Genomic DNA, 11,307 nt, shown 5'->3' with positions numbered 1-11,307 from the left:
AATTTACACCGTGAGATTGAAGTTGGGGTTGACGCCGTAAATCGCTAACGAAGCCATTAGCACGACCATTACGATGGCGATTAGCGATGCGCGCATCGATCTCCCGACTGCCACGCCGACTCCAACCGGACCGCCGCTGGCGTTGTATCCGTAGTAGCAGTGGTTCAACATCACGACTGCCGAAATGGCGACCGTCTCCGCAAGAGAGTACCAGAAGTCGTTAACCCTCAGGAAAGTGTTGAAGTAATGGTCATACGTTCCGATTGATTGCGCATAGAACAAAGTTGTCACCAGCTGGGCGGAAAAGAACGAGAGGAGGACCGCGACCGAATATAGTGGGATAGTGACGATGAAGGCGCCAATAACTCGGGTAGATACCAAATACGAAACTGATTTGATTCCCATCACCTCAAGCGCATCAATCTCCTCGCTGATCCGCATGGCGCCCAATTGCGCTGTAGCACCGGCCCCGACGGTCGCGGCTAAAGCAGTGCCAGTTACGATTGGCGCCACCACACGCACATTCGCTAGCGCGGCGAAGAAACCGGTGAACGCCTCAACGCCGATATTGCCTAGCGAGGCGAACCCTTGAATCGCAATCAGCGAACCGGCCGATAGCGTCACAAAGCCGATGATCGCCACCGTGCCGCCGACGGCGGCCATTGCGCCAGTGCCCATGCCGATCTCGGCGATCAGGCGCAAGACTTCCTTTCGGTAATTCTTTAGGGTAAACCCGAGATAACGGAGCACTTCGCCGACGAACAGCGCGACATCACCAGAGGCGTCGAGCGCACGGCCAGGAGCGCCGACCCATCCGGCGCCTAGCTTCCAAGCGCGTGGGAAACGTGATTGCACGACCGTCGGGGAAGCCAATCTCAACGCCCCGTTCCGAACCGCACACCAATGGTAGTCAGCACCACGTTGACCGCAAATAATGCGACCACCGCAAGAACCAACGTTTCGTTGACTGCTGTGCCCACCCCTTTGGCTCCCCCGCCGGCTGTCAACCCGCGGTAGCAACCCACCAGCCCGGCAATAAGCCCGAATAAGGTGGCCTTCACAATCGAGATCAGCACCTCGGGCAATCCAGTAATCAAGGTTAGGGTCGAAACGTATGCGCCGGCCGAAACATTCTGGATATACACACCGAACAAGAACCCGCCGACCAGCCCGATACTGATCACCGCGCCATTGAGCAGCAGGGCTACAATGGTCGATGCAACCACCCTGGGAACTACCAGTCGATGAATCGGGTCGATGCCCAACACCTCCATCGCATCGATCTCCTCGCGAATAGTCCTAGCGCCCAAATCCGCACAAATCGCAGTAGAACCTGCGCCAGCGACCACGAGCACCGTCACAAGGGGGCCCAGTTGAGTGACGGCGCCGAGCGCAGCCCCAGCGCCGGAGACGTCGGCGGCCCCAAATTCGGCCAATAAGATATTCAGCGTAAAGATGATTAGCACGGTGAGCGGAATTGCGACCATAACGGTTGGCAGGAACGACACACCGAGTAGAAACCAACCCTGTAGGATGAATTCGCGCCATTGGAACGGACGTGCAAGCGCCTTGCCGGTTAGCACACACATCTGAGTGAAGCTGGCCACCTGCCCTAGCGGTTTCCGCAGTTGTTCACGAAGGTATACCGACAAACCGTTGGATGCCGTCACCGATGCCCCTCGACAACAGCACCACGTGCGTCGCGCTGCAGCAGCCGATCAACGTACAGCGCGACCGCCGAAACCGTGACCAGCAGACCATACTGGGTGGTAGCGCTCAACCCATCGCTCGCGCCAGAGATGTCCGTTGTGCCGACGTTGCACAACAACACGTTGAGCGTGAAGATGCTTAGCGCCGCCAGGGACGAAGAAGCTGCGATGGTTGGCAGGGTCGACATCTGCATCAAAAACCGCAACTTGGACGATGAACTCAAACCATTGGAACGGCCTCTCAGCACGGCCTTTTGCCGAATTGAAATGGCATCTGCGAAAACACGCCGCCAGCTCCCAACGCTGGAAAAGGTCTGATCCCGGACGTCTTCGACGAGAATGACTCTGGCCGTGATCACCGGGTCATCCATAGGTCGCGAACCCACGGTGAAGTGTTCTGCGGCTGCTGTCACCGCCAGCGGAATCCGGGCCGGCAGCACCTCCTCGATGCGTTTCACCCAATCAACAAACTTTTCGGAATCCCACCACGCAATCGGATACCCCATGTCAACGAGCTTGTCATTGAGCGCCCGATGCTGCTGGCCATGCACCGATTCCTGACCGATAAACCCGGCCACCCGCTTCTTCAACCCAGGATCGGTGACCTCATCGGCAAACCGGCGCACCGACCGAATGAACAACTCCTCCCCCGGCGGGAACGACCCCGACAAGTTCGCCAGAAAGTGGCTGAAGATGATGTCGTCATCCACGATAATAGTTGCTGCCCTCCCCCCACCGAGAAACATATCCGCCGAGTCCTCGGATACCGAGACCCCACTCGGTGCACTCATAGTGGTCACGACCCCCTATATATCTAGCCTGTGCCCCCGTCGACCACGAAGGTTACCTTTTCCCCGAACTTCTAGTTTCGGATACTGACAGTACAGGGTGTCGGGCGTTACAGTACTGCGAAGCGACAGGGTGCGCAACGCTAGCCCCGCGACGTGCTGACCGCGGGGGGGCGGTCAAGGTGCAGGCCCCGCGGGTCAATGACAAACGTATTGATCCCGATACCGTTGAGCGGCAGCGGTTCTCGTCGACGATCGTGCCGGCGTAAGCGCGTAAGTCGCCGCAGATGGCCGAGGTGTTGCCGTTGCTGTACCTGCATGGGCGTCCAGCGGGGATTTCAGGCCGGAGCCCTGGAGCAGTTCCTGGGTCGGGGGCCGGGTTGTCGGCAGCCACGATTACCCGGCTGACCGCCCAGTGGCAAGACGAAGTCGCCGCGTTCGGCGGCAGGGATCTGTCCGCCACCTGAATCGCCCCGGTGAGTCCGGAGACTTTCTGATGTGAGATTTCAGCCAGCGGCTGGTCTCTGGCGTGGAGTGCAATAGGCGGCTTCGAGTTCAACTGGTGGGGATATCGCCGCAGTATTCGTAGAGGCGACGGTGGTTGAACCAGTCGATCCGCCGTGCGGTGGCCAGCTCGACGTCCTTGATGGAGCGCCAGGGCTTGCCGGGCTTGATCAGCTCGGTCTTGTACAGGCCGTTGACCGTCTCGGCTAGTGCATTGATGCTCCTATATCCGTCAAGCGGCTGGTTTTTCGGCTTGTGGAGTGGTGCGCAGTGGATGCACGAGGCCCATATCTCACGGGCAAGGAAGCGTTTTAAGCACCGGATGATTTCGGCCTTGGACTTGCCTTCGGCGGTGCGTCTTGCGAGGTACGCCTGGGTGGGTTGATGGTGTTGCATGCCCACGATGACGGTGCGGTAGATCGCCGCATTAGCCTGGCGGTGGCCATCCCAGTTGAGCAGGTGGCGAACGGTTTTGCCGGTGGAGGCTGGGATCGGGCACACGCCGCACAGCTTGGTCCACGCGGCTTCAATACGGATCCGGTCGGGGTTGTCGCCGGCGACGATGAGCATCTCGGCGGCGGTGTCGGCGCCGATGCCGAATGCTGCGGTCAACTCTGGCGCGATCTCGGTGACCAATTGGGCGAGTAGTTTCTCGTGTTCAGTGATCTCCTCGTTGAGATGCTGCCAGCGGCGGGCGATCGAGCGCAGGGTGTGCTTGGTTGCGGCTTCGACCGTGCTGATGCCAGCTGGCCTCAGGCCGGCGTAGCGGCGGATTAGGGCCATCTTGGACAAGGGCTGCAGTTGTTCACGCAGCTCGTCTGGGGCGTTAACGATGACCGTCTTCAGCGAGATCATCGCTGCCGAACGGGCTTTGACCGCAATATTTTTGGCGATTTTGATCTGTCGGATCATATCCACGGTGTCATCGGCGGTCTTCGGGGTGGCGGTGGCATGGCTACCAAGCACGGCACGGGCGGCGTTTTCGGCGTCCAGGAAGTCGGACTTGCCGCGCAGCCGCCGGTCGCGCCGGTCGGTGCGCATTACCTCCACGACACCGATGTCGCTGCGACGCACGGCTGCGGTCAGGCCGGCTCCGTAGGAGCCGGTGCCTTCGATGGCGAAGGTCAGGATGTGGCCCGGGTGGCTAGCCCATTCGATCAGCTCGGCATAGCCGGCGCGGTCGGCTTGGAACGTTCCGGTGTCAAGCACCGCGCCGAAGTCGTCGAACGCGGCGGCGACATGAACGAACTTGTGGGTATCAACACCGATCACGACTCGACCGCGGCGAGGTGTGGTTGCCATGCTTGTCATTGCGACCTTCAGCGGGTTGTTGAGGCTGGCCGGTCGGGTGACGGGACTGCGATGGGACCTGGTGTGGTCAGGCTTCTATGAGGTCACTGCCCGCTCGGTCAGCACGAGGTGGAACGACCGCCCGTTGGACGACAGATCAACAGCCAGGACACCCATACCGCTGGGTCAGTCATAACACGAGTCAGGCGACCAGACAGCCGCCAACATTCTCACAGTCATAGGAGCTGCCGACCGCTCGGACCGAGGACTGGATGCCCGCTTCTGCGTGCCGTTCGCTGAACCTGATCGAGGTGTATTGACTGCGATCCCCGATCCGTCTGGTGGACAACGTCTTTGAGATCAGTACACCTTCTTGTTGACGGTTCTAGATGGCTTGCTCGATCGCATCGAGGACCATCGAGGTGGCCATCGTGGAAGCGACCCGCCAGCCCAGCATCCCGCCGCGCGTAGGCGTCGGTGGCGAAAGCGACGTAGGCAAACCCTGCTCGACGGTGCATCTGGCCACTGGAGTGCCCTCGCGGTTGAGCGCCAGCCACACCTTGTGGGCACCGTACACGCCGTAGTTGGCGGCGTAGAGCCGGCTGATCTGTTCTTTGAGTTCGTCGTCACGGCGTTCGCGGCGGCTGGGCTCGCGGTTGATGTGGTCGTAATAGGTCGATGGGGCGATCGGCATACCCAGCTCGGTCAGCTGTGTGCAGATCGACTCGACACCCCACCGCAAACCATCAGGGCCATCGCGGTGACCGTGATGATCGGCGATGAACTGGGTGATTAGTGTGTTGGCAGGTCGAGCTCGGCCGCGGAGAAAGCCGACGCCGTCTTGAAAATCGCATTGGTTATCTGAGGCCGTGAGGAAGCTGTTCACCATGTAGACGACACGCGTTCGGAGATGCCGGGAAATGCGTTGTGGACCAGTTATCTTCGGTGTCTGTGACGAGTCCTGGGCTGCGGGTGCAGTCGGTGGTGATGCCGTTCGGCGACCGCGAATCGTGGACGCTGGTGGATCAGGATGCGGTGGTGGTGGAGCCGGTCGAGGCGTTCTTGTCGCATCTGCACGCGATCGAGCGCTCACCGAACACGGTCAAGGCCTATGCCCATGATCTGCGGGATTGGTTCGAGTTCCTCGATCGGGGCGGCCTGGTGTGGTCGCGGGTGCGACTGGAGGAGGTGGGCCGGTTCGTGGCGTGGCTGCGACTACCCGCGGCGGGGCGAGTGGGCAATGTGTCAGCGCTGCCGACGGCGGAGAGCATGTGCTCGGAGGCCACGGTGAACCGCAAGCTATCGGCAATCTCGGCGTTTTATGAATTCCATCAGCGCCACGGAGTGGACCTGGGTGATCTGTTGACGACCTGGCAGCGGCATAAGGGACATGGTGGATCGTGGCGACCACTGCTGGCGCACCTGGGATCTCGACCGGAGCGCAGCAGGCGGATCCGGTTACGGGCCCAGCGGCGCATCCCGGACACGCTGGACACGGAACTGGTCGCGGCGATCGTGGCGGCCTGTGATCGGCTGCGGGATCGGTTCCTGTTTTCTCTGCTGGCTGCATCCGGGCTGCGGGTTGGTGAGGCGTTGGGGTTGCGGCACAGCGACATCGATGCGGCTGCTCGGCTGGTGACGGTGGTGCCGAGGGTGAATACGAATCGTGCCCGAGCCAAGGGCGGGGGTCGCCAGGTGCCGGTGCCGGGCGCGGTGATCCGGCTGTATGCGGATTATCTGCATGGCGAGTACGGCGAGCTGGACAGCGATTACGTATTCGTCAACTTGTGGTCCGGTCCTATTGGGTATCCGTTGACGTATGCCAGCGTCTACGATTTGGTCTGCCGATTGCGGGAGCGGACCGGAATCATGTTCGGGCCGCATACTTTTCGCCACTCGTATGCGACAGAGTTGTTGCGCCGCCAGGTGCCGGTCGAGGTGGTGGCCCATCTGTTGGGGCACGCGTCGATCGCGACGACCAGTGACGCGTACGCGCATCTGAAGGTCGAGGACACCCGCCGCGCGTTGGTGGCCGCGGGGTGGCTGGCGGACCGGGATGGGTCGTGGTGAGCGTCGAGGTGCTGGCGCCGCCGATTGAGCCCGGCTGGGTTGCGCGTTTGGGCGCAGCGGTGCGTGCGGAGTTCCGGGTCGAGGTGCTGGTGCCCGCCGTCGCGGATCCGATTCTCGGGTCGCCGGCATGCGCGGTGCCCGGGTGTGTGCGTTCGAGTCGCTACGCCGGGCTCTGCCCGGCCCATCTGGGCCGGTGGAGAAAGGCGGGTCGCCCGGATGACCGACGGGCGTGGGCGGCGACCGCTGATCCAGAGGTGATGGGGTACCGGCCGCTGCAATCGTGCCTGGTGCCCGGTTGCGGCTTCGGGCAGCATCGGTATCGGTTGTGCTACACGCATTCCCACGCCTGGGACAAGGCCGGACGCCCAGTGGTGGATCGGTGGAAGCCGGACGTGGCCGGCACGCCGGCAGCGGTGTGCGCCATCCCGGGGTGCATGTTGTGGGCCGAACTGGACGCCGGGTGGTGTCATTCCCACCACCGGCGGTGGCGGCTGCGTGGTCGCCCGTCGGCGGCGGAGTTCATCGCCTACTGCGCCAGCTACGGCGAGGATCGCTTCGACTTGCGGCCGCTGCGGCCGCAGTTGCGGCTGGAGATCGGCTACGCGCTGCAATGCCGCGTCGACCTGAACCGAACCCGCACCACACCGCGATCGATCAAGCCGCTGCTGGACCACTTGTCGGCAACCGGGGCCGAGTCGCTGCTGGATCGTCCGCTGGCCGACTGGCTGGCCGGGCTGCCGGCCGCGGCGTCGGTCAACACCCCGCGCGCGTTCCTCGGTTACGCGATCGAGTGCGTGCTCGATTTGCGCGACGGGACCGGCTGGGACAGCGAATACCAGCGTGACGTGTGGCGGCTACGGCGGCTCGGTGTTTCCGGCCATGACGGGGCCAAACTGGATTTCACTGCGGTGCACCCAGTCTGGCTTCGAGAGCTGGCCAAACGATGGTGCCGGTGGCGCATGTCGTGCGGAGTCGGGCTGGGGCAGCTACGCAGTGATCGCCTCGCGCTCGTTCGTTTGTCGCAGTTCATGCCCGGACTAGCGAGCTCGTCGGGCCCGGGTGCGCTCGAGCGGGCAGCGCTGGAGGCCTACCTGGCTCGACTGGCCGTTGAGATCCCACAACCGAAGACCCGCAGCGCCGAGATCGGCTGTGTGACCGGGTTTCTGAATGCCGTTCGCCAGCACCGGTGGGCATCGCTGCCGGCCGAGGCGCAGCTGTATCCCAGCGACCAGCCCCGCCGTGACGAGACACCGGCACCGCGGGCGATTCCCGAGTTCGTCATGGGCCAGTTGGAAAGCCCGGCCAACCTCGACCGGATCAGCGACCCGCGGATCCGGCTGCTGGTGGAGGTCCTCATCCGCACCGGCCTGCGCATTGGCGACGCCACCCGGCTGGCGCTGGACTGTCTGGTTCGCGACCCGCAGGGCGCGGTCTATTTGCGCTACCGCAACCATAAGATGCGCCGCGACGCGGTGGTGCCCATCGACGACGAACTCACCGCCATGATCCAGACGCAGCAGGAGCGCACCCGGCAGCGGTTTCCAACCACCGCCGTGTTGCTGCCGCGCAGCAGCGCCAACCCCGACGGACGGCTGCCCATTCCCACCGTGACGTTCCACCTCCAGCTCGGGCAGTGGCTCGAAACATGTGGTGTCACAGATGAACTCGGTCAGCCAGCGCATATCACCGCTCATCAGTTCCGGCACACGGCGGCCACACGATGGATCAACCATGAGGTGCCGCAGGAAGTGGTCCGACGCCTGCTCGACCACACCAGCCACACCATGACCGCCGTGTATGCCCGATTGGCCGACACCACCATACGAGAGCAGTGGGAACGCGCCCAGAAGATCAACATCCACGGTGAGCCGGTCGACATCACCGTCGACGGGCCCCTCGCCGATGGCGAGTGGATGAAGCAGAACCTTGCACGCGCGAAAATAGCGCTGCCCAACGGCTATTGTGGTCTGCCACTACAGAAATCGTGCCCGCACGCCAACGCATGTTTGACTTGTCCGCTGTTCATCACGACCGCCGAATTCCTACCCCAACACCGCAAGCAGCTCGATGACACCCGCACGTTGATCTCGCGTGCTCAAACCGACGGCCACACCCGCCTGGCCGAGATGAACCACACCGTCGAAACCAACCTGCTTACCATCATCGCCACCCTCGAAACCGACCAACGCGACTGCCGGTGCGCTGCAGCGGGCAGCGAAACATGCTGCGGAAAGGAACCATCCGATGCGCCATGACAACAGCCACTACCTCCTCGCCGCTGCCCAACGCCGCCGCGCCGACACCCTCCAACGCGCCCGGCAAGCCCTGCAGGAACTCGGCGAAACCGGCCAGCGGCGCACTATCACACAGATCGCCGCCCTCGCCGGCGTCTCCCGCTCATGGCTGTATGCCCAGCCCGCACTGCGCGACCAACTCCGCCGACTGACCGCCATATCGGAGACGCCCGAGCCGGCACCACCTGCCCCAGTCGAGCGCGGCTCCGACGCCTCCCTGCGCCAACGCCTCACCCTCGCACACGAACGCATCCGCGAACTCGACAACGAAAACCGTCAACTACGAAACCAGATCGCACTCCTGCACGGACAGCTCCGCGCCAACCGCATCGCCGACACCCACATCACGGACACCGTCCACGACACAAACACCCAGATCACGCCCCCAAACAGTCGAGCCCGCCCAAGATAACGTTGGTCCTTCCGAATTCGGCGTTCTCTCGCCGCAGTCGTTTTAGCTCGGAGGACTCTTCGGTCGTGATCCCCGCGTGCGCCGCATCGATCTGAGCCTGGCGCACCCACTTGCGCACCGCCTCGGCCGTGCCAACACCAAGTAGCCCGGCGATCTCACTGGTCGCTGCCCACTCCGAATCGTGCTGATCGCTGATCTCCGCGTCCATCCGCACCGCCCGCTCCCGCAGCTCTGGCTGGTACCTCCTCGACAAACCACCTGACATGACTCCATCCTTTCCAAGAAATGGAGTCTCCAGACATGCCGGGGCGGTTGAACGCGCATGCCAACTCTTTCACGGTCCAAAACAGTTGTCATGGAAACGTGGGCATCGGTCATCGCGTTGGCGCGCTGGTTGGGAACCGAGAGCCCCGCGCCCGTGCCGAGGGTCCGTGCTGATGGCCGCATGGAGCTCGTCGGGCTGGCTGACGGCTTCCGGGGATCGACTGAGTTCTGGGCTGATTTGCTGCGCGATTGCCGCCGCCGCGCCATGACCGCAGCGGTGCTCGCGGTCGGCGACGGCGCCCTGGGCTTCTGCAAGGCGTGCGGGAGGTGTTCCCGGATATTCGAGAGTAGCGCTGCTGGTGGCATAAGCAGGCCAATATTCTTGCCGCACTGCCGAAATCGGTGCACCCAGGGTGCAGTCGCGGCGATGAAGGAGATCTACAACGCCGAGGATATCGACAAAGCCCAGCTCGCGATCAAAGCGTTCGAGATCGACTACGGCGCCAAATACCCCAAAGCGGTCGCCCAAGATCGTCGACGACGCCGAGGTGTTTTTGGAGTTCTACCGGTATCCCGCCGAGCATTGGATCCACCTTCGCACCACAAATCCGATCGAAAGTACCTTTGCGACAGTACGTTTGAGGACCAAAGTCACCAAAGGGCCGGGCTCCCGCGCGGCCTGGCTGGCGATGGCCTACAAGCTAATCGAGGCCGCCCAGGCCCGCTGGCGCGCGGTCAACGCACCACACTTGGTCGCCCTCGTCCGTGCCAGCGCCGTCTTCCACAAGGGCAAGCCGCTCGAACGGCCTATCGACATCACACCCGAACCGTCGGCAGCTGAGCCTCAAACCGTCGGATCGCAGGTCGCCTGAAACTCACCGATCCACAGGTCTTGACGATATCTCCACTCCCGATCCGTGTCTCCGGCACATCCACTCCTCGTAGTGTATGCCTCTACGGTTCAGGGCAGGTTCAGCATGTCGGCGCCGCCAGCCGCCCGAACTGGGAAAGCGACCGCTTAATTTGCCTCGGCCGATGACTCTAGCTTCGTGTCAGGAGTGAGGTGCACCCCACGCACTTCCGCAATTGCCGAAAAGGCGCCCCACAAAAAAGCGGTCAACTCTTCGACAAGGGCATCCTTGCTGACGGTCGGGGAATTCAGCCAGCGCAGCACACCAAGTCCCACCGCTCCCAGAGCAGCATCCACAACATATTCAAAGTTGGCGCCCTCGCCACCACGCGCCTCGATAGCGGCTGACCAAACATCCACCGTGGCGTCCGAGAGCGGCCTGCCGCCCTCGATCAAATCCGCGGGCGAACGCCCGTCCCTGAAGTGGGAATTCACCAGGAAACGAAAAAGATTAGGCCGCTTATCCACGAGCCCGACGTAAGCGGCCACCGCGGAGCTGACCAGCTCCAGCGCCGTGGTGGCGGCATCAAACTGCGGCACGACTTGCTCGATGATCATCTCCTGCACCCGCTGGCCGACCGCGGCGAATAAGGCGTCCTTATCCGCGAAGAATCGATACAGCTTGGGCCTGGGGATCCCCGCGGTCTTTACGACATCGTCGATGGACAGGTCAGGCCCATACTCGTCGATCGCGCGAAGCGTCGCTTCTATCAGCTCCGCCCGCACAGCAGCTCGATGCTCGCGCCAACGATCGGCTCGGGCATCTCCGGTCAACTCCGGTAGCAGCCGCCCCACGGCACCCAGGTTCATCGACACCCCGAAATTCTAATCTAAAAGCTAAAGCTACTGCACAAGCCAACGGTGCGTCAGGCAACTCCTCACGCGTTGAGCCTCTCGGTGCCCGCCTGGAAGCGCCTGAACGTCGCGCCGCGCGTGACGATCCGTCTTCACCATCATGAACGCGATTCATCGTAGCGGCCGGCCGACCCACCACGAGGGAGATTCGAAATCCAATTCTATTGACGGGTTGTGACGGTGATGCCACCATCAACCCATGCGCACTGAC

Annotated in this window: 7 protein-coding genes and 7 pseudogenes; 6 read left to right on the top strand and 8 right to left on the bottom strand. The window is 62.7% G+C overall.

What is annotated here, in order from left to right; all coding sequences use genetic code 11:
* Positions 1-3 precede the first annotated feature (3 nt).
* From AC0KS4_RS00720 to AC0KS4_RS00710, 3 genes and pseudogenes are all read right to left on the bottom strand, one after another.
* Positions 4-765, bottom strand: a complete 762-nt coding sequence (locus AC0KS4_RS00720) for an ABC transporter permease (protein ID WP_371869965.1) — start codon at positions 763-765, stop codon at positions 4-6.
* Between the two features lie 110 nt (positions 766-875).
* The gene (locus AC0KS4_RS00715) at positions 876-1,589 is read right to left on the bottom strand and encodes an MlaE family ABC transporter permease (RefSeq protein WP_085981747.1); all 714 of its coding nucleotides are present in this window, start codon (positions 1,587-1,589) and stop codon (positions 876-878) included.
* A gap of 506 nt (positions 1,590-2,095) precedes the next feature.
* Positions 2,096-2,457: pseudogene (locus AC0KS4_RS00710) on the bottom strand (metal-dependent hydrolase); the annotation flags it as partial.
* A gap of 190 nt (positions 2,458-2,647) precedes the next feature.
* Between AC0KS4_RS00710 and AC0KS4_RS00705 the strand changes: the two are divergent.
* Positions 2,648-2,961: pseudogene (locus AC0KS4_RS00705) on the top strand (IS256 family transposase); the annotation flags it as partial.
* A gap of 42 nt (positions 2,962-3,003) precedes the next feature.
* On the opposite strand, the pseudogene AC0KS4_RS00700 reads toward AC0KS4_RS00705, so the two are convergent.
* From AC0KS4_RS00700 to AC0KS4_RS00690, 3 pseudogenes are all read right to left on the bottom strand, one after another.
* Positions 3,004-3,217, bottom strand: a pseudogene (locus tag AC0KS4_RS00700) (integrase core domain-containing protein); the annotation flags it as partial.
* A 210-nt stretch (positions 3,218-3,427) separates the two neighbouring features.
* Positions 3,428-4,303, bottom strand: a pseudogene (locus tag AC0KS4_RS00695) (IS110 family transposase); the annotation flags it as partial.
* A gap of 223 nt (positions 4,304-4,526) precedes the next feature.
* A pseudogene (locus AC0KS4_RS00690) lies at positions 4,527-5,146 on the bottom strand (DDE-type integrase/transposase/recombinase); the annotation flags it as partial.
* Between the two features lie 132 nt (positions 5,147-5,278).
* Here AC0KS4_RS00690 and AC0KS4_RS00685 point away from each other — a divergent pair.
* From AC0KS4_RS00685 to AC0KS4_RS00675, 3 genes are read left to right on the top strand one after another with little or no spacing between them, the layout of a single operon-like run.
* The gene (locus AC0KS4_RS00685) at positions 5,279-6,361 is read left to right on the top strand and encodes a tyrosine-type recombinase/integrase (protein WP_033717226.1); all 1,083 of its coding nucleotides are present in this window, start codon (positions 5,279-5,281) and stop codon (positions 6,359-6,361) included.
* Positions 6,331-8,616, top strand: a complete 2,286-nt coding sequence (locus AC0KS4_RS00680) for a tyrosine-type recombinase/integrase (RefSeq protein ID WP_225325992.1) — start codon at positions 6,331-6,333, stop codon at positions 8,614-8,616. The genes AC0KS4_RS00685 and AC0KS4_RS00680 overlap by 31 nt, the downstream gene beginning before the upstream one ends.
* A complete protein-coding gene (locus AC0KS4_RS00675) occupies positions 8,606-9,067 on the top strand; it encodes a DUF6262 family protein (RefSeq protein ID WP_007172469.1) in 462 nt (153 codons plus the stop codon). The genes AC0KS4_RS00680 and AC0KS4_RS00675 overlap by 11 nt, the downstream gene beginning before the upstream one ends.
* On the opposite strand, the pseudogene AC0KS4_RS00670 reads toward AC0KS4_RS00675, so the two are convergent.
* Positions 9,060-9,332: pseudogene (locus tag AC0KS4_RS00670) on the bottom strand (transposase); the annotation flags it as partial. The gene AC0KS4_RS00675 and the pseudogene AC0KS4_RS00670 sit on opposite strands and share 8 nt — an antisense overlap.
* A 57-nt stretch (positions 9,333-9,389) precedes the next feature.
* Between AC0KS4_RS00670 and AC0KS4_RS00665 the strand changes: the two are divergent.
* A pseudogene (locus AC0KS4_RS00665) lies at positions 9,390-9,803 on the top strand (transposase); the annotation flags it as partial.
* 82 nt (positions 9,804-9,885) lie between these two features.
* Positions 9,886-10,203: a hypothetical protein gene (locus AC0KS4_RS00660; RefSeq protein ID WP_367870059.1), complete on the top strand. Its 318-nt coding sequence runs from the start codon at positions 9,886-9,888 to the stop codon at positions 10,201-10,203.
* Positions 10,204-10,349: 146 nt separating this feature from the next.
* On the opposite strand, the gene AC0KS4_RS00655 is transcribed toward AC0KS4_RS00660, so the two are convergent.
* Positions 10,350-11,051 carry a TetR/AcrR family transcriptional regulator gene (locus AC0KS4_RS00655; protein ID WP_033721584.1) on the bottom strand — a complete coding sequence of 234 codons (702 nt, stop codon included), beginning with the start codon at positions 11,049-11,051 and terminating at the stop codon, positions 10,350-10,352.
* Positions 11,052-11,307 lie beyond the last annotated feature (256 nt).

This window comes from Mycobacterium sp. NTMscope_MAC_12 (assembly GCF_976985675.1).
This window is presented reverse-complemented; position numbering and strand designations above follow the sequence as displayed.

Coding starts and splice junctions, on each gene's coding strand:
- AC0KS4_RS00715 (WP_085981747.1), bottom strand. CDS start 1,589: ATGTGTGTGCTAACCGGCAAGGCGCTTGCACGTCCGTTCCAATGGCGC.
- AC0KS4_RS00685 (WP_033717226.1), top strand. CDS start 5,279: ATGCCGTTCGGCGACCGCGAATCGTGGACGCTGGTGGATCAGGATGCG.
- AC0KS4_RS00675 (WP_007172469.1), top strand. CDS start 8,606: ATGCGCCATGACAACAGCCACTACCTCCTCGCCGCTGCCCAACGCCGC.
- AC0KS4_RS00655 (WP_033721584.1), bottom strand. CDS start 11,051: ATGAACCTGGGTGCCGTGGGGCGGCTGCTACCGGAGTTGACCGGAGAT.